19 protein-coding genes are annotated in these 18,358 nt (G+C 66.3%); 8 read left to right on the forward strand and 11 right to left on the reverse strand.

Features of this window, described 5'->3' with window-relative positions; genetic code table 11:
* Nucleotide 1: 1 nt before the first annotated feature.
* From ACH438_RS13365 to ACH438_RS13380, 4 genes are all read right to left on the reverse strand, one after another.
* The gene (locus tag ACH438_RS13365) at nt 2–544 is read right to left on the reverse strand and encodes a thiamine pyrophosphate-binding protein (protein WP_397004638.1); all 543 of its coding nucleotides are present in this window, start codon (nt 542–544) and stop codon (nt 2–4) included.
* Nucleotides 545–693: 149 nt separating this feature from the next.
* On the reverse strand, nt 694–1,416 hold the full coding sequence (locus tag ACH438_RS13370) for a GntR family transcriptional regulator (protein WP_397004640.1): 723 nt from the start codon (nt 1,414–1,416) through the stop codon (nt 694–696).
* A 90-nt stretch (nt 1,417–1,506) separates the two neighbouring features.
* The gene (locus ACH438_RS13375; RefSeq protein WP_397004642.1) at nt 1,507–2,859 is read right to left on the reverse strand and encodes an MFS transporter; all 1,353 of its coding nucleotides are present in this window, start codon (nt 2,857–2,859) and stop codon (nt 1,507–1,509) included.
* A 109-nt stretch (nt 2,860–2,968) separates the two neighbouring features.
* Nucleotides 2,969–4,348 carry an ABC1 kinase family protein gene (locus ACH438_RS13380; protein ID WP_397004644.1) on the reverse strand — a complete coding sequence of 460 codons (1,380 nt, stop codon included), beginning with the start codon at nt 4,346–4,348 and terminating at the stop codon, nt 2,969–2,971.
* Nucleotides 4,349–4,517: 169 nt separating this feature from the next.
* On the opposite strand from ACH438_RS13380, the gene ACH438_RS13385 reads away from it, so the two are divergent.
* Nucleotides 4,518–6,068: an acyl-CoA carboxylase subunit beta gene (locus ACH438_RS13385; RefSeq protein ID WP_397004646.1), complete on the forward strand. Its 1,551-nt coding sequence runs from the start codon at nt 4,518–4,520 to the stop codon at nt 6,066–6,068.
* 96 nt (nt 6,069–6,164) lie between these two features.
* Here the strand turns inward: ACH438_RS13385 and ACH438_RS13390 are convergent, their stop codons facing one another.
* The 3 genes from ACH438_RS13390 to ACH438_RS13400 form a co-directional block, all read right to left on the reverse strand.
* Nucleotides 6,165–7,556 (reverse strand): lipase family protein, encoded by a 1,392-nt coding sequence (locus ACH438_RS13390; RefSeq protein ID WP_397004648.1) that lies wholly within the window; start codon nt 7,554–7,556, stop codon nt 6,165–6,167.
* Between the two features lie 237 nt (nt 7,557–7,793).
* Nucleotides 7,794–8,207 carry an STAS domain-containing protein gene (locus tag ACH438_RS13395; protein ID WP_397004650.1) on the reverse strand — a complete coding sequence of 138 codons (414 nt, stop codon included), beginning with the start codon at nt 8,205–8,207 and terminating at the stop codon, nt 7,794–7,796.
* Nucleotides 8,208–8,457: 250 nt separating this feature from the next.
* Nucleotides 8,458–9,288, reverse strand: a complete 831-nt coding sequence (locus tag ACH438_RS13400; protein ID WP_397004892.1) for an acyl-CoA thioesterase domain-containing protein — start codon at nt 9,286–9,288, stop codon at nt 8,458–8,460.
* 212 nt (nt 9,289–9,500) lie between these two features.
* On the opposite strand from ACH438_RS13400, the gene ACH438_RS13405 reads away from it, so the two are divergent.
* The 3 genes from ACH438_RS13405 (at nt 9,501) to ACH438_RS13415 (ending at nt 10,939) form a co-directional block, all read left to right on the forward strand.
* Complete coding sequence (locus tag ACH438_RS13405; protein ID WP_397004652.1) at nt 9,501–10,067, forward strand: hypothetical protein; 567 nt, start codon at nt 9,501–9,503, stop codon at nt 10,065–10,067.
* A 70-nt stretch (nt 10,068–10,137) separates the two neighbouring features.
* Nucleotides 10,138–10,380 carry a hypothetical protein gene (locus ACH438_RS13410; RefSeq protein ID WP_397004654.1) on the forward strand — a complete coding sequence of 81 codons (243 nt, stop codon included), beginning with the start codon at nt 10,138–10,140 and terminating at the stop codon, nt 10,378–10,380.
* A gap of 310 nt (nt 10,381–10,690) precedes the next feature.
* Nucleotides 10,691–10,939 carry a hypothetical protein gene (locus ACH438_RS13415; RefSeq protein WP_397004656.1) on the forward strand — a complete coding sequence of 83 codons (249 nt, stop codon included), beginning with the start codon at nt 10,691–10,693 and terminating at the stop codon, nt 10,937–10,939.
* A gap of 188 nt (nt 10,940–11,127) precedes the next feature.
* Here the strand turns inward: ACH438_RS13415 and ACH438_RS13420 are convergent, their stop codons facing one another.
* Together ACH438_RS13420 and ACH438_RS13425 are read right to left on the reverse strand one after the other, a co-directional pair.
* Nucleotides 11,128–12,012, reverse strand: a complete 885-nt coding sequence (locus tag ACH438_RS13420) for a helix-turn-helix domain-containing protein (RefSeq protein ID WP_397004658.1) — start codon at nt 12,010–12,012, stop codon at nt 11,128–11,130.
* A gap of 87 nt (nt 12,013–12,099) precedes the next feature.
* Nucleotides 12,100–12,330 carry a DUF397 domain-containing protein gene (locus ACH438_RS13425; RefSeq protein WP_397004660.1) on the reverse strand — a complete coding sequence of 77 codons (231 nt, stop codon included), beginning with the start codon at nt 12,328–12,330 and terminating at the stop codon, nt 12,100–12,102.
* A 690-nt stretch (nt 12,331–13,020) separates the two neighbouring features.
* Between ACH438_RS13425 and ACH438_RS13430 the strand changes: the two genes are divergently transcribed.
* Nucleotides 13,021–13,332, forward strand: a complete 312-nt coding sequence (locus ACH438_RS13430) for a hypothetical protein (RefSeq protein WP_397004662.1) — start codon at nt 13,021–13,023, stop codon at nt 13,330–13,332.
* An 89-nt stretch (nt 13,333–13,421) separates the two neighbouring features.
* Here ACH438_RS13430 and ACH438_RS13435 read toward each other — a convergent pair whose 3' ends face one another.
* The gene (locus ACH438_RS13435; RefSeq protein WP_397004664.1) at nt 13,422–14,198 is read right to left on the reverse strand and encodes a GntR family transcriptional regulator; all 777 of its coding nucleotides are present in this window, start codon (nt 14,196–14,198) and stop codon (nt 13,422–13,424) included.
* Nucleotides 14,199–14,371: 173 nt separating this feature from the next.
* Here ACH438_RS13435 and ACH438_RS13440 point away from each other — a divergent pair, with 173 nt between their 5' ends.
* The gene (locus ACH438_RS13440; RefSeq protein WP_397004666.1) at nt 14,372–16,393 is read left to right on the forward strand and encodes an APC family permease; all 2,022 of its coding nucleotides are present in this window, start codon (nt 14,372–14,374) and stop codon (nt 16,391–16,393) included.
* Nucleotides 16,394–16,406: 13 nt separating this feature from the next.
* On the opposite strand, the gene ACH438_RS13445 is transcribed toward ACH438_RS13440, so the two are convergent.
* Entirely contained in the window at nt 16,407–16,763 is a 357-nt protein-coding gene (locus tag ACH438_RS13445; RefSeq protein WP_397004668.1) for a winged helix-turn-helix transcriptional regulator, read from the reverse strand.
* A gap of 58 nt (nt 16,764–16,821) precedes the next feature.
* On the opposite strand from ACH438_RS13445, the gene ACH438_RS13450 reads away from it, so the two are divergent.
* On the forward strand, nt 16,822–17,556 hold the full coding sequence (locus tag ACH438_RS13450; RefSeq protein WP_397004670.1) for an SDR family oxidoreductase: 735 nt from the start codon (nt 16,822–16,824) through the stop codon (nt 17,554–17,556).
* A 96-nt stretch (nt 17,557–17,652) separates the two neighbouring features.
* Nucleotides 17,653–18,315: a LysE family translocator gene (locus ACH438_RS13455; protein ID WP_397004672.1), complete on the forward strand. Its 663-nt coding sequence runs from the start codon at nt 17,653–17,655 to the stop codon at nt 18,313–18,315.
* The last annotated feature ends 43 nt before the right edge of the window (nt 18,316–18,358 follow it).

Genomic DNA, 18,358 nt, shown 5'->3' on the forward strand with positions numbered 1-18,358 from the left:
ATCAGGCTCCCTTGCCGTCGGTGTTCCAGAAGTGGGCGAGCACGACCACGGGCCGGAAGGTCATGCGGGCGTGCACGCCCGCCTCGGTGACGACCGCCTCCCAGTCCGAAGCCGAACTGCGCCGGTCGATCTGGAAGGCCGGAATGCCCACCCGATCCAGCAGTGCGGGCGCGTACTGGCTGAAGGTGTGGATCATCGAGTTGTATTCGCCCAGCCCGCCGCGCGTGTTCGCCACGATCAGCAGGGGCAGGTGGTAGGCGATGTTGAAGGTCGTCAGCGCGGTCAGCGCATTGCCGAAACCGTTGTCCTGCATGATGATCGCGCCGAACTTCCCGGCCAGGGGCAGCGCGCCGAGCACGCCGGCCGCCTCCTCCTCGCGGGAGAGCGGGAAGACCTGCTGCGAGCGCCCGTCGGCGCCGCCGCTGGTTTCGACCAGGGCCGAGATGACCGGTGCGACGCTGACCGAGGGCACGTAGCCGACCAGATCGGCCTCTGCCGCCCAGATCCCCCGCGCGACCGATGCCGCATATGAAGTGGGGTCCACAAGATGTCCTTTCAGGGACAGAACCGCCGAGTGGCGGTTCACTAACCACAAGCAACATACTAATTAGAGTGAGTAGCATGCAACTGATTCGTAAAAGAAAATCCGGGCAACGAGACGCTGCCCGGATACGCGCGAGGAACGACCCCGCGTCAGTAGGTGATCCGCTCGCCCTCCGGCACGGAAACCGAGACCCAGCGCCGCCATTCGGCCACCAGCCCGCGATCATCACCGGTACCGTGCGCGACCAGCAGGTCCCCCGACCGCACCAGATGCTTGAGCATGGCCCGTTCGGCCGCCACGCCATCCCGCTTACGCAGCGCGTCGACGATCTCCTTGTGATCCCGCAACGCCACCTCGACCGGCTGATACCGCGGCACACTGTGCCGGCCGTCCAGCGCCAGCGTCTGCCGCAGTTCCCGAACGGCCTTGGCCAGCCGCTGATTTCCGCTCGCCTGCAGGATCAGATCGTGCAGCCGTTCATCGGCCGCGAAGTACTCGGTACCGCCGTCGGCGAGCCGTTCCATGATCCGGTACTCGGTCATCATGGCCTCGTCATCGCGGCTGGTCATCACCGCCGCCGCACTCCGGCACGCGGGCGGTTCCAGCAGGATCCGCATGCTGCACAGATCCACGATGCCGCGCCCGTCCTGCCCCACCACCCGCGCCCCGCGATTGCGTTCGATGCGCACCAGCCCCAGATCGGCCAGTTTCAGCAGCGCCTCGCGCACGGGAGTCCGTGAGGCGCCGAACATTTCACCCAGTTCGCGGGAGGAGTACAGCAGGCCGCGCTCCAGCCGCCCTTGGCGGATCGCGTCGCGAATATCCTCGGCGATCTGCTCGGACTTACTGTCGGCTGGCACATCCTGCGACACGAGACCTCTTCGGGGGAACAACAACGGCGACTCGCCCGCGACGGGATGCCACGGGCGATTGCTCAGCCTAATAGCTGCCGCACGGAACGCCTATGTGCCCACGCCGGGAGCGGGTTCCGGCCGCACCACCACCGCCGGCGCCTGCCGTGACCGGACCGCCATCGCGGCCAGCACCAGGAACGCCGCCACATTCGTGAAGATCATGACGCCCATGGCCAGACTGGTGCTGCCGTGCGTGGCGTCCTGGATCCAGCCGAAGGCGTAGGGACTCACGAATCCCGCGGCATTGCCCAGCGAATTGATCAGCGCGATACCGCTGGCCGCGCCCACCCCCGCCAGATACCCGGTCGGCACCGACCAGAACAGCGGCTTGGCCGTCTGCGCGGCCATGGTGGCCACCGTGATGGCCGCCAAAGCGATTGCGGGCACACCCAATTCGACGGCGGTCAGCACGAACGCGACCACCGAGATACCCAGCGCGATCAGCACCGGCCGCATCGAACGCTGATCCCGCACCGTCCGGCCGGTGACATACATGCAGATGGCCGCCGCCAGGAACGGCACCGCCGACAGCCATCCCACCTGGAAGCTGCTCATCCCGTGCCCGGCCTTCTTGATCACCGACGGCATCCAGTAGGTGAGCGGATACGCCCCGCACAGCAGCAGGAAGTAGGCCAGGCACAGCGCGATCACCCGCTTGTCCTTCAGCGCGGCCCAGTGCCCGGTCGGCGCGGTGCGGGCACGTTCGGCGTCCTCGGCCTCCAGAACCCTTATGAGCGCGGCCTTCTGGGCATCGGTGAGCCACCGCGCCTTGGCCGGCGAGTCGGTGAGCAGCAGGAAGAACAGCACGCCCAGCACGATCGCGGGCACCCCGCCGACCACGAACACCCAGCGCCAGCCCGCCAGGCCCAGCGTGCCGTCGAAGGTGTCGAGGATCCAGCCGTTGAGCGGCCCGCCGATCACGCTGGCCACCGGGATCGCGACCATGACGGTCGAGATCACCTTGGTGCGTTCGGCGTTCGGATACCACTTCGTCAGGTAGATGATGATGCCCGGGAAGAAGCCGGCCTCGGCCACTCCGAGGGCGAACCGCAGCACGCACAGCGTGGTGAAGTTCGGCGCGAACGCGGTGGCGGCGGCGATGATCCCCCAGGTCACCAGGATCCGGCTGAGCCACACCCGGGCGCCGACCCGGGTCATGACGATATTGCTGGGTACCTCGGCCATGATGTAGCCGACGAAGAAAATGCCTGCTACGAAGCCGTATTGGGTGGCGCTGAGCCCGAAGGCCTTGTCCATCCCGAACTTCGCGAAGCCGATATTGATCCGGTCGACGTAGCTGACGATGTAGCCGATCACGAGTATCGGGATCAGGCGGAAGGTCACCTTGCGTAGTGCGTCCTCGCGCAGCATCAGCTCGGATCGGGGAACGGCACTGTCCATCTTTCCTCCAAAGCCGACATGCCACTCACACGGATGGCATGCCTTACAGAATGAGTAGCATGCTACTCATTCTGTGACGAGGCCCACAAGGAGTCACGCCCAGGGAAAATCAGTCCGCGGGGATCTCGGTGCCGTCCTCGGCGAGCTTCGCCGCCACCTCGGCCGGGAACACATTGCGGAACAGGTACAGATCGCGCCCGAGCTTCCAGCCCGGCGCCAACGCCACCGCATACCGCTCGAAGTAGCCCAGCTGCTTACCCATCAACATCAGCTGCTGCGGCCCGGAAGCCCCACGGCGCTTACCGAATTCGAGCAGCCGCGCCGACACCACGCCGAGATCGAGCTTGTCCAGGCTGCCCGAGAGCACCGGTCCCAGCGCCACCGCCAGCTGGCGGCCGATGGTGGCATCGTCACCACTGTCATCCGACACCAGATCCAGCTTGCGCAAGGCCCGCGCCACCGGACGGAAGTCGTTGTCGATGGAACTCGCGTAGAACAGCGCCCGCACGAACTCGCGCCACTCGGTCTCCATGCGCCCGACGATGCCGAAGTCCAGCATGGCCACCCGGCCGTCGTCGAGCAGCCACAGATTGCCCGCGTGCACATCGCCGTGGAAGAGCCCGTGCACCGCAACCGATTCCATCCACGCCTTCACCAGGCGGCGGATCAGCAGCTCCGAATCCGGGTGCGCGGCACGGATATCGTCGAACCGGTCCAGCGGCATCCCGCGCATGCGCTCCATGCACAGCACCCGCGGCGCGCAGTACTCCCAATACACCTCGGGCACCACGACATTGGTGTTGTCGCCGAACGCCGTGAGGTTCTCCCGCGCCCGGGACTGATTGTCGGCCTCGATGAGGAAGTTCAGCTCCGCGACCGTCGCCTCGTACAGATCCCGCACCACCGCTTGGGCATTGGCCACCCGCGCGTTCTCCGACCGCTTCTCCAGCGACCGGGCCAGCCGCATGGCCGCGCGCAGATCCACGATCATGCGCCGCGCGATCTCGGGCCGCTGCACCTTCACCACCGCGGGCCGGCCATCGGCCAGCACACACGCGTGCACCTGCGCGATGGACGCCGCCGACAACGGCTCGTCGTCGAACTCCCGGAACAACTCGTCGATCGGCTTGCCCAGTTCCGACTCCACGATCGATCGCGCGTCGGCGGACGGGAAGGGCGCCATATCGTCGAGGCAGCGCAGGCAGGCATCGGCGAGCTCGCGCGGGAACGCACCCGGCGAGGACGCGATCAGCTGCCCCAGCTTCACGAACATCGGCCCCAGCGATTCGAAGCCGTTCACCACGCCCTCGGCGGCCGCGCGCTTGCGCTTGGACGGGCGCAGCCCGTGGCGCAGCACGTTACCCACAACCGAACCACCCAGCACCAGGCCGACGGTCGCCGTTCTCCGCCACTCGGAGAACCCGAACGTATCGAGGTCGGGCCGGATCACCTCGGGCGTACCCGCCCGCACAGTCAACGGTGAGCTCACGGGCCGCAGTGTATCCCCGCGCTTGCTAACGCGGCGGCACAGGTTACCGACACGTTCAGTAGTTCGTAATGCGGCGTGCACGGTACCGTGGGCGGTCGAGTCGCGATCCGGCTCGAGCGGGCCGTGATCAGGCCCGACCTGATGATGGCGGAAAGGCAAGACCGAGGTAATGACGGGTACAGCGGAAAAGCTGGCGGAACTGCGCAAGCTCCTGGAGATCGCCGAAGAACCCACCGGTGAAAAAGGCATCCAGAAGCGACTCGCCAAAGGCATCCCCAGCGCCCGAGAACGGGCCAACATGCTGCTGGACCCGGGCAGTTTCTTAGAGATGGGCGCGCTCATGCGCACACCCGGTCAGCCCAACGCCTTCTACGGTGACGGCGTGGTCACCGGCCGCGGCACCATCGACGGCCGCCCGGTCGTGGTCATCTCCCACGATCCGACCGTCTACGGCGGATCGGTCGGCGAGAGCTTCGGCCGCCGCGTGGCCGCCGCCATGGACTTCGCCTACAAGAACGCCTGCCCGCTGGTGGTCATCAACGACTCCGGCGGCGCGCGCATTCAGGACGGCGTCACCTCGCTGGCCTGGTACGCCAATATGTGCCGGCTGCAGGAGGACCTGTCGGGTTTCGTGCCGATGGTCGCGGTCATGTTCGGCAAGTGCGCGGCCGGTTCGGTGTACGGCCCGGTCAATATGGATGTGCTTGTCGCAACGGACAAGTCGTACATGTTCGTCACCGGACCCGAGGTCATCAAGGGCATCACCGGCGAGGAGATCAGCGCCGAGGAACTGGGCGGCGCGGCCGTGCAGGCCCGCAACGGCCTGCTGCACCACGTGGCCGACTCCGAGGCCAATGCCCTGCAGTGGGTGCGCGAATACCTCAGCTACATGCCGACCAGCTGCCTGGAACAGCCGCCGGTCGTGAACCCCGGGCTCGAGCCCGAGATCACCGACTCGGATCGCGAACTGAACCGGATCATCCCGGACTCCGATCGCCAGGGCTACGACATGCACGAGGTGCTGCTGCGCCTCTTCGACGACGGCGCGTTCCTGGAGATCGGCGAGGGCGCGGCGCCCAACCTCATCACCGGATTCGCCCGCGTGGACGGCCGCCCGGTCGGCGTCATCGCCAATCAGCCCATGCAGCTCGGCGGCGCGCTGGACGCGGCCTGCTCGGACAAGGGCGCGTACTTCATCCGCCTGTGCGACGCCTTCAACGTGCCGCTCATTTATGTCGTCGACACCCCGGGCGTGTTGCCCGGCGTCGAGGAGGAGCGCAACGGGGTCATCAAGCGCGGCGGGCGCATGTTCCGCGCGCTCATCGAGGCCACCGTCCCGATCATCACCATCGTGACGCGCAAGGCGTACGGCGGCGGGTACGCGGTCATGGGCTGCAAGCAGCTCGGCGCCGATATCAACCTGGCGTGGCCGACCGCGCGCATCGCGGTCATCGGCGCGGACGGCATGGTGACGGTCACCGGGAAGAAGACCCTCGCCGCCACCCCGCCGGAGCAGCGCGCGGCCGTGCGGCAGCAGATGGTCGACTTCTACAACGCGCTCATCGACAACCCGTGGGTGGCGGCCGAGCGCGGCTACATCGACGCGGTCATCGAGCCCGCGGCCACTCGCCTGGAGATCCGCAAGGCACTGCGCCTGCTGCGCGACAAGGGCACGGTCCGCAAGCACAACCCGCGCAAGCACAACCTGTACCCGATGTGAGCCGGTTGCGCTGACAGTTACCCGATCGCCGAGGGCTCCGAGAACTTCGGGGCCCTCGGTGCTTTTCCCGGCAGGTCGGGAAAGACTGTGGGGCGCTCAGGGATTCGGGTTGCTCCGGCATTCGTCGGGCGCGGGTATCCCCTGCAACCGTTGATCTAGCCAGCTGAGGGATCCGCTGAAGCCGGTGAACGCGGCGATGAAATGCTCACCGAACACACTGCGGTAGACCGCCGGCACCCCGAGCGAGCATTGCTCGCGATAGAGCGCCTTCGCCCCCGCGGAGGGCACCCAGAACTCCTGCTCCCCATTGAAGATGTACAGCGGCACAGGCGATTTCTTGCCGTCCATGCGCGTGATGGCGTAGATGTGCTTGGCCAGATCGCTGTTCAGCGGGTCCGGGATATTGGCGAAGACGTCGATCGGCAGCTGCAGCACGCCCGGCACCGAGAAGGTCTCACTGCACAGGCTGTTCAGCAGCGGTGAGGTGGCCAGCCAGTCCGCGAGGTTGTTCATGTGCGCCAGGATCTCGGGCCGCTCCCGGCCGATGCCGAAGACCGCGGCCAGGAACACGCCCGACGCGAGGTTGGCGTTCATACTGCGCGCCAGCAGCGAGAAGTCCGCGGGCACACCGCCCATGGCGGCGCCGACCACGACATCGGCCAGCTCCGGGGCGTATTCGGGCATGAGCTTGACCGCGCCGTTGGTGGCGATGGCCCCGCCCGAGTAGCCGATCATGCCGTATCGGCTGTCGCGCAGCTGATCCGGGAAGGCATTGCGCACGGCGCGAATGGCGTCCAGCACCAGATGCCCGGCCACGATCGGCTCGGCGTAGGCCATGCGCGGGCCCTCGTGATCAGCGAGCAGGACCGCGTACCCGCGCAGCAGGGCCAGCTGGGTGGTGGGCAGCAGGTAGCCGCTGAAGTTGGAGGCGCGCGTAAATCCGTGTGCCAGCGTGTAACTCGGATTGCAGTCGCGGCCCAGGGCGTCGATGGGCAGATTGTTGACCACCACCGGCCGCTCCCCCGTGCCGGTCCACTGCGCGGGCGGCAGGATCAGGCTGGCGATGCCGTAGGAGGCCGCACCGTGTGAGTCGGTGGTCCGATACTTCAGCTGCACCACCTTCGAGATCGGGACGATCACCGTCGGCGCGGCGATGGCGGTGACATCACGCCAGGCGATGATCTGCCCGTCGGCGTAGTCCTCCAGCCCGGGCGGCCAGTCGTCGACGAACGAATCGCCGATGGCGACGGGCATGACCGCGGCCCGCAGCGCCGCCAATTGCGGTGAGAGACCGCCCGCGTCGACGATCGGGGCGTTCGGGGCGGGCGGTAGCGGCGGCGGGGGCACGAGCTTGGCGATCCCCTGTTGGATCGCGGGCAGCCAGGAGCCGGGCGAAAGCGGTGGGTTCGCGGGGTTTTCGGTTATCGGGGCCTGGGCGAGTGCCGGCGTGGCACCGCACCCGATGATCACGCACAATCCGATCGTCATGGCACCGGCGATAATTCGCAGGCGTCGAAGCACAACACCCCCCACGGGCTCGGTGGTCCGGGCAGTCTCCTCATCACGCGCGAACGAGCCTATCCGGCACGCGCAAGCCGACACTCCGATGTCGTCGGACCGAAGCCACATCGAGATCACTCTGTGCCGAACGCGAGCCCCGCGCGGCAAATGTCGCATACGAGCGTCGTATCCGGGTTCCCGAACGCGAGCCGCACGCCCCGATGGTTACGCCTGCAGGGCGGCAGTGATCGTCGGATAGTAGTGGAACAGCGGGCGGATCCCGGTCACCTCGAGCACGCGCTCCACCGCGCGACGCCCGGCGACCAGTCGCAGGTCGATATCGCAGGCGGCGGCCGCCCGCTTGGCGACGATCAGCCCGGCGGCGACCCGGATGCTCAGGAACCGGGCCCGGCGCAGATCGACCACGACGGCCTGCGCGCCGCCGGCCACGGCCTGGGCCAGCGTGGCGGTGAATTCGGCCTCGACGGCGGCATCCAATTCGCCTTCGGCACGGACGATCACGCAGCGCCGCGGCCCGTCGGTCGCGTGCGGTACGTATCTGCCACGGTGGACCGGAGCGGATTCCACCGTGGTGGCGCCATTTTCGGCGACACCGCCCAGCATGGCGATTCCGGACATGATCAGACCTCCCAATCGGGATGTTTCCCGGTTCCGGAGGATCCGCGACGACGTGCGGTGGGTTCTCGAAGCCGATTCGGGAGACCGTGCCTGCCGCGCCTCGTGAGCGCTTCCCGCGTGCACCGGGTGGGCTGTCGTCTCAACCTGGTCACATTGTGGCACGCTGCGCCGGGACTGTCGAAGCTCGGGCGGTGACGCACAGGAACCTCACCGCGAATTCCGCTGTGGCACAGGGCGGCCTGCGCCACTCCTACATCCGCGAGCTCACCGCGATATCGAGCTGGGCATTGCTGATCTGCCGGCCGGCATTCGATACCGAGGTCACCATGGCGCTGCCGAAGGAGCCGCGGCGGTCGAACAGCGTCGCCACCCCGACCGCCATGCCCCGCTCACTGAGGTGGCTGTCGCCCTCCACGCCGATCTCGTTGCCCTCCGGCATGCGGGAAAGCGCGAGTGTCATATCGGTATTGATGAAGCCGATGCCCTTGTCGCCCCAGTTGGTCATCATGCTGGTGGCCTCGCCGACGATGGCCGCGCGCACGAACGGCGTCAGCGCCTCGCCGGTGACCACGCGAATCGGGTTCTGCCAGGTGCGTTTGCGGCCGGCGTTCTCGTGGTCGGTGGGCTTGACCGACCAGGTCTGCGTGTCCGGGCCACTGCTGAACAACGGCACCAGCGGCAGTTCGGACCGCGGTGCGATATCCAGTGCGGGCGGCTGCGGTTCGTGTTCGCGGTGCCAGAGCTCGCCCGGCGGCTGCTCGGAGGGCTGCAGCAGTACCGCCGAGGCGCGGGCCGCCACCTTCCCGCCCTGCACCACCGAGACGTCGGCGACGCGGATCCGGCGGCCGTCCCGCACCCGCACGGTCGGCGTGGTGGTGTGCTCGAAGCGGGCCGCGCTGAACAGGTCCACGGTCAGCCGCACCGGCACGAAACCGTCGGTAGCGTGCTCGCGTTCCAGTTCCCGGGCCAGCAGCCCGGTCAGCGCGGGCCCCACGACCTGCGCCGCGGACCACTGACTGGCCGCGAACCGCGTCGGTACGAACCCGCCGTCCACCACATCGAAATACGCGGGTACGTCCATCACGGCCACGACTCCTGTCTCATTCGGTTGATCAATCCACTGTTTCCAGACCTAACACACCGCTGAAACGGGTTACAACACAGGGTCCCGCTGCCCCGCGGTGGGATTTCCCACAGCCCGGACCGCCCACGATCGTCCCGGACAGCCATGGGATGCCGAATCTCGTTGCCGCTCTTCGATTCAAGTGCACCGCCCGGGGGTATCCCAGCATCATGGGGCTCGTCGATCCACTGCCGGGCGTGCTCGCGCGAGCGGTGGACGTGCTGCGGAGCGCCGGGGTTCCGTTCGCGGTGAGCGGGGCCTGCGGGGTCTATCTGCGGGGAGCCGGGGAGGCGGTGGCGACGATGGATATCCAGGTACCACCCGCCGACGCGCCACGCGCACGGGATGCGTTGGCAGCGGCCGGATTACACCCGGACCCGCCCGAGGACCGGCGCGTGGTGGTGCGCGACGACGACACGCGGATAGCACTGGTGTTCCGGACCGACTACCTGGTGGTGACCGCGGAGCGGCTGGCCCGCAGCGATCACCTGCGGCTGGCGGGCGTCGAGGCGCCCGTACTGTGCGCCACGGACCTGCTGGTGGACGAGTTGCTGATCGCGGATCCGCTTCAGCTGGACTTCACCCGGCTTTTGTATACGGCGCGCATACTGCGGGGGCAGGTGGACTGGGCCCGGCTGGATGCGGAGACGGCGGGTTCGCCCTACGCACGAGCATTCCTGGGCCTGCTGGGCGATCTCGGGATCCGCAGCCGACCGGCCGCGGGGACCGGCCCATGATTTCTGTGTACGGCGCCGGGTACCCGGCGCGTGATCGGTTCCGCACAGTTTCCGAGAAAGGACAGCGGTGATGCCTGCCGCTCCGACCGTCGACGACATCCGTGTTTGGCCCGGGCTCATTCTCACGGCCATCGGAATCGTGTGCATCGCACTCACATTGAATGTCGCCGGATACGGGCACTGGGACTGGAGTGTCATGGGCGCTCTCACCAGTGTCCTGTGCCTGCGCTTCGGAATCGCGCTCTTGGTGGCGGAACACCGGCGCGCCAAAGCCGGATCCGACTCCCGACCGGCGGATCTGGACGACTACTGATCTTCCGCAAATATCTGGATAAATGGCGCAGAGCGCAGCACACCGGAATTTTCGTTCGGAAATAGCTTCAATAGCGCGATTCGATCTTAGTCGGGCACTCCCGAGGGCCGCTTTCGCTAACTCATAGCATCCCGAAAACCCCTCTGACGCTGGGAATTCGAGGTTGCAGATGTACTTGCATCTGCGCAGAGCACGGTCCTAGACTTGCTCGTGCAAGGCACAAACAGGGGACAACCAGAGAGCCGAGCGGTGAATCATCGGCGATTCTTCGCCAACGGTTAGCCGTCGGCCTGGCGTCAGGGGCGTTCGCATGAACCAGCCAATCAACCTCAGCCGGCTCGGGTTTGCAGACTTCAGTCGAGCTGAGCAAACCTATTCACGGGAGACGGCAACAGATTTCGTCATCCGACAGGTCGAATCCACCGGAGCGGCCACTCGGTATGATTTTGATATCGAACGAATCGTTACCACGGCTCACGCAATGGTCAACGATTGGGATCTGCATACGATGCAACCGGAAGCATTCTGGCGAATTGCTTCCAGCTTCATCAGGCAGTGAGTCGGAACCCATTACACGGTTGATCGGGGTCCCTACGGGGGCCCCGTAACCATTTCCGCACCGGGGCAATCGACGACGACCTCGTCCGCGCTCGTCCATGCGCCCCGGCCCGGCGGCGCCACACCCGCCGCGACTTTCTCCGCGCACGCCGATAGCCGCCCGTTGACACGGGCGGCTGCTATCGCCATTTACAGCTCGGCGGCGATCTCCGCGAGCCGTTTGCGGGAGCGCTCGGGCGGCTCCGCCTGCACGCTCAGCTGATCCATGACCTGCCGGTACAGTTCCAGATCCTGACGGCGATCCAGATACAGGGCGCTGGTCAGCTGCTCCAGATACACGATGTCCGGAAGTTCCGGTTCCGCGAACCGCAGCATGGTGAACGAACTACCCGCTGCCGCATGCCCGCCCGCCGCGTACGGCAGGACCTGGATGGTGACGTTGTGCAGTTCGGACATCTCGATGAGGTGATCGATCTGGGCGCGCAGCACGCTGGTTCCGCCGACCGGACGCCGGAGCACCGACTCGTCGAGGACCGCCCAGAAGCTCGGCGCGCCCGGACGGGTCAGCAGTTCCTGCCGTCGGCGCCGCAGCGAAACGCGACGCTCGGAATTCTCGTCGTGCCCGAGCGCGACGACCGAGCGCGCGTAGTCCGCGGTCTGCAGCAGACCCGGAACCAGTTGGCCCTCATAGGTCCTGATGGACTTGGCCGCGTGCTCCAGGCCTAGATAGGTCTCGAACCAGGGCGGCAGCAGGTCGCTGTAGCGATGCCACCAGCCCGGCTGGTTGGCCCTGACCACCAGCTCGAGGAACTGCTCGCGTTCCTCGAGGTCGTCAACGCCGTACAGCGCCAGCAGATCCCGGATATCGCGTTCCTTGAATCCGGTTCGCCCGAGTTCCAGGCGACTGATCTTGGCGTGAGAGCCGCGGATGTGTTCACCCGCGGCCTCCCGGGTAATGCCACTCTTCTCGCGCAACTTCCGTAGCTGACTGCCGACCGCGATACGCAGTGCAGTCGGGCCACGTTCGGCGACAGCGGAATCCGCCCGACCGTGGGCAACGGGTTCTGCGATCATGGGGTCCACTCCGATGCTCGGGTTTTGCCGGCAGTGGACTCACAACCGAGTGTCGCGAACCACCGCGCCGATTGCCAATGCTACCGCTCAGCGCGCGAGGTCGTCGAATTCTCCGGACTTGGCGCCCCGGAGAAAAGCATCGATCTCGGGGCGGGTGTAGACGATGATCGACCCTTCCGGGTCCCGTGAGTTGCGAACCGCCACCTGACCGTCGGCCATGGGCGCCAGTTCCACGCAGTTTCCGCTGGGATTGCTGAATGTGCTCTTCCGCCAGGACAGTTCCGAGCGATCGAGCCGGGTTGCCGATGAAGCAGTCATTTCAGACTCCTTGCCAGTACCGCCCGCAGACGGTTGGTGTCAGTACTTGCAAATGTTCGATCAGATGTTCTTACAGTTGCAACCGCAACATGAACGATAGCACGCAGATTGCCCGGCATCGATCCCTCCGCGAGCGCACATCGTTTGCAACACAACAGCATTGATCTTGTTTGGTCATTTGCCCATGCGAAGTTGCGAACAGGAACGGACAAACAGCGCAGATACCCACGGACAAATGAGACCAAGCGGTTCAATTCAGGCGAAACGCCTGGACTCGCCGACTCGACCGTGCAGATGTGCTTGCATCTGCGCGATCAGCGCTCCTAAACTCGGTACACCATCCCCCATTCGGCCAGAGGCATCACATGACCCAGATGCTCGCCCCTAGCACTGATATCTCCGGTGACTGCGATACGGAACCTCGCGGGCTCACCTATCGCAAGGCTCGCGCAGTCTTGCGTGCGCACGATCAGCACTTCGCCTGCCGGCAGTACCTAGCGGCCGTAGCGTATCTGTCGGCGGACAACGACGTGGACTGATCCGCGTCCACTTCTCTTCTGCGCCAGCGTCGTTCCGATTCCGCGCCGAAGTCTCCCAGCTTCCTGTGTGATGTCTTCTGCCCCTTGCGTAACCATCGCGAGCCGGGTACCCCGGAAGGGGGGAAGAAACGTCACGTGGAAGAGCGCCGAAATGATACTGCTAGCCGCCCACGAAGTGTTGACGACGCATACAGTCCTGGCGCAAATCTTCAATCCGACGCCCGAGACGCCGCCGGTGGCGGACAAGCTGCTCAAGCTGGTCCGCTATTTCACCTGGTTCGTGCTGCTCGCGGGCGTGCTCGCCATCATCTACGCGGGCGGCCGCTTCGCCTGGGAGAAGTGGAGCGGCGGCGCGCTCACCGCGCCCAAGCAGATCGCGGGCGCGCTGATCGGAGGCGTGATCGCCACGAGTGCGGGCACCATCATGAGCGCCGTGATCGGCACACAGTTCAATCTGCCCTGAGTTTCGATCTGCCCTGGGTTTCGATCTGCTCCGAGCATCGATCTACGCCGAGTTCGTTGTCCCAGACGAAACAAACTCGCCGGTCTGAATCAGGCCGTCACCGCATGCGGCACGACATCCGCCTCCGGCTGCAAACCGACCAGTTCGTCGAAGCGCGCCACCACCTTCTGGTGGTACATGCCGAACAGATCCTCGAACAATGCCAACTGGGCTTGACTCGGACCACCCTCGGATTCCCAGACGGCGACCAGCGCGCGCCACACCAGCACATGCAGATCCGGCGACACCGCGAAATAGGCCTGCACGGCCTCCGGCACCTCGAGCACCATCTCGCCGATCGAGTTCAGCACCGCGCGCTGTACGGAATGTCCGAGATCGGTGAGCAACCGGCGCAGCAGGCGCAGCTCGATGTCGAGCATCCGGTGCTGATCCGGATCCGCGCTGCGGGCAAGGGTTTCCAACTCGTCGATCTCGGCCTTGAGTGCGCCCGGATCGATGCCGCGCTCACTACCGGTGTAGGCGAGCAGCGCCTCGAGCGCGATACCGCGCTCCTCGTCGACGATATTGCCGAACATCTCCGCGGCCACCTCCGGCGCCGGCATGGACAGCCGGAACAACCGCCGGTACACATCCACACCGCCCTCGGCGCGCACATCACGGATGACGAATCCCTTACCGCGATGCGCGTCGACGAAGCCGTAGGACTCCAGCCGGCCCAGAATCAGTTGCGCCGTGGCGCGATTCAGGTCGAACTCCTCGGCCACCTGTCGAACGGACGGCATCAGCCCGCCGGGCGCGTACTGCCCGGATGCCACGCGCCGCGCGAGCTCATCGGCCACGTCGGCGACGACCGTCCGGTCACCCATCGTGTCACCTCTCCCAAAAACCTTGGTCACGTCCCAGACAGTGTATGTGGTTGTTCGATCAACTGCACAAGTCTCGAACATTGCAATCGGAAACACCCGGCCGTTACGTATCTATAAGAAATCGATTCGGTGTGTGTTCCGATTCCTACGCCCGCGCGTCCTAGGCTCCCCACGTGGTCTCCCTGATCGACGTCGCGAAACGACTAGTCCTCGGCCGCCCGTTTCGCAGTGATCGGCTGGGTGAGACCCTGCTGCCCAAGCGGCTGGCCCTGCCCATTTTCGCCAGCGACGCATTGTCGTCGGTCGCCTATGCGACCCAGGAGATCCTGCTCATCCTGACGCTCGGCGGGCTGAGTTATCTGCATCTGATGCCCATCCCCGCCGGCGGTGTGGTGGTGCTGCTGGCGGTGGTGGCACTGTCGTATCGGCAGGTGGTGCAGGCTTATCCCTCCGGCGGCGGGTCCTATCAGGTGGTGGCCGAGAACCTCGGGGACTTCCCGGGGCTGATCGTGGCGGCGGCGCTGCTCGTGGATTACGTCATGACCGTGGCGGTGTCGGTGTCCGCGGGCGTCGACAACATCATTTCGGCGATACCGGACCTCAACCCGTATCGGGTGGCCATCAATCTCGGGTTCATTCTCTTCCTGACCGCGATGAACCTGCGCGGGGTGCGAGAATCCGGGCGCGCCTTCGCGATTCCGACCTACGCGTTCATCGCCGCGGTGTTCGTGATGGTGGCGGTGGGACTGACACAGACCTTCACCGGGCACACGCCGATGGCCGAGAGCGCGCACTACGAGATCCGGCCCGAACAGACCGGACTGTCCGGGGTAGCGCTGGCCTTCCTGCTGTTGCGGGCCTTCTCCTCCGGTTGCACCGCGCTCACCGGCGCGGAGGCCGTCTCCAACGGCGTGCCTGCCTTCCGGAAACCCAAGGCGCTCAATGCGGCCCGCACCATGACCTGGATGGGCGTCATCGCCATCGGCATGTTCGCCGGCGTCACCGCGCTGGCGCTGATCACCAAGACCAAGGTCACCGAGAACACCTGCGACATCATCGGATTCCCCGGCAATTGCAATACCGCCGCACAGAAGACGGTCATCGCGCAGGTCTCGGCCTCGGTGTTCGGCGGGTCCAGCTTCCCCTTCTACTTCGTGATGGTGACCACCGCGCTCATCCTCATCCTGGCCGCCAACACCGCCTACAACGGCTTCCCCCCGCTGAATTCGATTCTGGCGCAACGCCGCTACATGCCGCGGCAGCTGCACACCCGCGGCGACCGGCTGGCCTTCTCCAATGGGATCATCCTGCTCGCGGTGGTCGCGGCCGCGCTCATCTACGCCTTCGGCGGCTCCACCACCCGGCTCATCCAGCTCTACATTCTGGGCGTGTTCACCTCGTTCACACTGTGCCAGACGGGCATGGTGCGGCACTGGAACCGGGCGCTGCGGACCGCCGACACGGCCAAGGAGCGGCTGCGTATTCATCGCGCGCGGGCCATCAATGCCTTCGGCGCGTGTTTCACCGGCGTGGTGCTGGTGGTCGTGCTGATCACCAAGTTCACCCACGGCGCGTATCTGGTGGTCATCGCGATTCCGGTGCTGGTGGCGCTGATGTGGTCGATCCACCGGCACTACACGGCGGTGCGCGCCGAACTCGAGATCGACCCGGACGATCTGGAGACCCTGCCGGGACGGATGCACGCGCTGGTGCTGGTATCGGGCTGGCACAAGGCGACCCAGCGGGCCATCCAGTTCGCGCGCGCCACCCGGCCCGATTCGCTCACCGCCGTCACGGTCAATGTGGACGATGCCGATACCCGGCATCTGGTGCAGGACTGGGAGCGCAATCATGTCGGCATTCCGCTGAAGGTCATCGAATCGCCGTATCGCGAGGTCACGCGGCCGGTCATCGAGGAGATCAAGCGGCAGCGCAAGTCCCGGCCGCGGGATGTGGTCAGCGTGTTCATTCCCGAGTACGTGGTCGGGCATTGGTGGGAGAACCTGCTGCACAATCAGAGTTCACTGCGGCTGAAGGCGCGACTGCTGTTCGAGCCGGGTGTGATGGTGACGAGTGTGCCGTGGCAGCTGCACTCGTCGCGGGCGCGATACCAGTTGCCGGTGGAGCATCGGCCGGGTGAGATCCGGCGTGGCATAACGGGTTCCGACAATCTGCCGGGTTCCGGCGCCGCGTAGTTCGGGGCCCGGCTCAGTCCTCGGTGGGTGCGGTGCGTTCGAGGCCGGTGGCCCAGCGTTCCGACCACTGCCACAGCGGTTCGAGGGCCGCGCCCAATTCGGCTCCGGCGGCGGTCAATTCGTAGGCCTTGTCGGGTTTCTTCTCCAGCACACCCGCTTCGACGAGGCGTTGCAGACGCACCGACAGCATGCTCGACGAGCAATTGCCCATGCGGCGGCGCAATTCCAGGAAGCCCAGCGGGCCGGGTTCGAGTTCCCAGATCACGCGCAGCATCCAGCGCTGTCCGAGCAGGTCCATGGCGGCGAGCAGCGGGGCGGCCGAGGCGCCGGCGCGGCTGCGGGACGGGGGTGGCTGGCTTGCACTTCTCATTTTGAACCACCATAGTGGTTCTAAATCAGAAGCATGGGTCGGGGCCGGAGGTTTGGGTATGGAACGACGAATCGTGTTGATCACCGGCGCATCCCGCGGCATCGGGGCCGACACCGCCCGCGAGCTGGCCGCCCGCGGGGACCACGTGATCGTGAACTATCGCGAGAAGCGCAAGCGCGCCGAGATCGTCGCCGAGGAGATCATCGCCGCGGGCGGCAGCGCCTCGGCCGCGGGCGCGGATATCGCCGACCCGGACAGTGCCCGGGCACTGATCGACACCGTGGTCAGCGAATTCGGCAGGCTCAATGTCCTGGTGCTCAATGCCTCCGGCGGGCTGGAACTCGATGCGGCACCGGATTACGCCATGCGGCTCAACCGCGATGCCCAGGCCCGCCTGGTCACCCTCGCACTGCCGCATCTGCGGTCCGGTGGTCGTATCGTGTTCGTCACCAGCCATCAGGCCCACTTCTCCCCTACCCGGCCGGTCCCCGCGGGATACGAGCCGATCGCGGCCAGCAAGCGCGCCGGTGAGGACGCACTTCGCGAGATGAGCGCCGAATTCGACCGCCGCGGAATCGGTTTCGTGGTGGTCTCCGGCGACATGATCGACGGCACCATCATCGTCCGACTACTCGAGCGCCGAAATCCCGACGCCGTCACCACGCGCCGCGAGCAGGGCGCGCTGCCGACCGTCGAGGAGTTCGCCGCGGCCGTCGCCGATGCCACCACCATCGACGCCGACTCCGGGCACACCATCTACGTCGGCGGCGCGGACTTCCTGGTCGATCACTGACATTCGCGTCACCAGCGGACCGACCGGTCACGTCTCGTGATCGACGCCACTGAAAATCAGTGGCCCGGTTCGGTTCTGCCGTGGCAGGCTCGGGCGATGCCGCACTGGGTTCATGTGCTTCCCGCATTCGCACTCGCCTGTCTGGTTCTGGCCGCCATTCCCGGTCCTGCCACCGCATTGCTGCTGCAGCGGTCGGTGCGCGACGGGCGGAAGGCCGGGCTGGCCGCGGTGGCGGGCAATGAGATCGGGGCGTTCGCCTGGATGCTGGCCGGTGGCGCGGGACTGTCCACGCTGTTGGTGGCCAACAGGGTGCTCGATCGCGGGATACATATCCTCGGCGCGGTCGTACTCATCTATCTCGGCGTGCAAGCCTGGCGTGGGGCGCGCAAGAACACTGCCTCGGGACCGGAGCAGGATGCGTTCGGCGCGGCACTGACCTCGGTGCTACCGAGTGGGCACACCCCGGGTGCGGCTTTCCGGGCGGCGCTCATCTCTATCGCCGCCAATCCGAAGGCGGCCGTGTTCGGGCTGACCATCCTGCCGCAGTTCCTGCCGTCCACCGGGCCGGTGCTGCCGACCGCGCTGATCCTGGCGGTGATTCAGCTGATCATCGACATCATCTGGAACAGCGGGATCGTGCTGGCGGCGGACAAGGCCGGGGTGTGGTTGCGGCGCACCGGGATCCGGCAGCGGATCGAGCGGACACTGGCGGCGATCCTGGTCGCCCTCGGGCTGGGGCTGGCCGCCGAGACCGTCTGAGGCGAAACCGGGCGAGTCCGCACCGGCGGCAACGGTTCACCAT

Origin of the sequence: Nocardia sp. NPDC020380, from assembly GCF_044386975.1 — a bacterium.
In the GTDB taxonomy this organism is placed as follows: Bacteria; Actinomycetota; Actinomycetes; order Mycobacteriales; family Mycobacteriaceae; genus Nocardia.

What these genes read in the sequence shown, in the direction of transcription:
- ACH438_RS13375 (WP_397004642.1), bottom strand. Translation starts at nt 2,859, where the DNA reads ATGGACAGTGCCGTTCCCCGATCCGAGCTGATGCTGCGCGAGGACGCA.
- ACH438_RS13385 (WP_397004646.1), top strand. Translation starts at nt 4,518, where the DNA reads ATGACGGGTACAGCGGAAAAGCTGGCGGAACTGCGCAAGCTCCTGGAG.
- ACH438_RS13390 (WP_397004648.1), bottom strand. Translation starts at nt 7,556, where the DNA reads ATGACGATCGGATTGTGCGTGATCATCGGGTGCGGTGCCACGCCGGCA.
- ACH438_RS13395 (WP_397004650.1), bottom strand. Translation starts at nt 8,207, where the DNA reads ATGTCCGGAATCGCCATGCTGGGCGGTGTCGCCGAAAATGGCGCCACC.
- ACH438_RS13400 (WP_397004892.1), bottom strand. Translation starts at nt 9,288, where the DNA reads ATGGACGTACCCGCGTATTTCGATGTGGTGGACGGCGGGTTCGTACCG.
- ACH438_RS13405 (WP_397004652.1), top strand. Translation starts at nt 9,501, where the DNA reads ATGGGGCTCGTCGATCCACTGCCGGGCGTGCTCGCGCGAGCGGTGGAC.
- ACH438_RS13410 (WP_397004654.1), top strand. Translation starts at nt 10,138, where the DNA reads ATGCCTGCCGCTCCGACCGTCGACGACATCCGTGTTTGGCCCGGGCTC.
- ACH438_RS13415 (WP_397004656.1), top strand. Translation starts at nt 10,691, where the DNA reads ATGAACCAGCCAATCAACCTCAGCCGGCTCGGGTTTGCAGACTTCAGT.
- ACH438_RS13420 (WP_397004658.1), bottom strand. Translation starts at nt 12,012, where the DNA reads ATGATCGCAGAACCCGTTGCCCACGGTCGGGCGGATTCCGCTGTCGCC.
- ACH438_RS13425 (WP_397004660.1), bottom strand. Translation starts at nt 12,330, where the DNA reads ATGACTGCTTCATCGGCAACCCGGCTCGATCGCTCGGAACTGTCCTGG.
- ACH438_RS13430 (WP_397004662.1), top strand. Translation starts at nt 13,021, where the DNA reads ATGATACTGCTAGCCGCCCACGAAGTGTTGACGACGCATACAGTCCTG.
- ACH438_RS13435 (WP_397004664.1), bottom strand. Translation starts at nt 14,198, where the DNA reads ATGGGTGACCGGACGGTCGTCGCCGACGTGGCCGATGAGCTCGCGCGG.
- ACH438_RS13445 (WP_397004668.1), bottom strand. Translation starts at nt 16,763, where the DNA reads ATGAGAAGTGCAAGCCAGCCACCCCCGTCCCGCAGCCGCGCCGGCGCC.
- ACH438_RS13450 (WP_397004670.1), top strand. Translation starts at nt 16,822, where the DNA reads ATGGAACGACGAATCGTGTTGATCACCGGCGCATCCCGCGGCATCGGG.
- ACH438_RS13455 (WP_397004672.1), top strand. Translation starts at nt 17,653, where the DNA reads ATGCCGCACTGGGTTCATGTGCTTCCCGCATTCGCACTCGCCTGTCTG.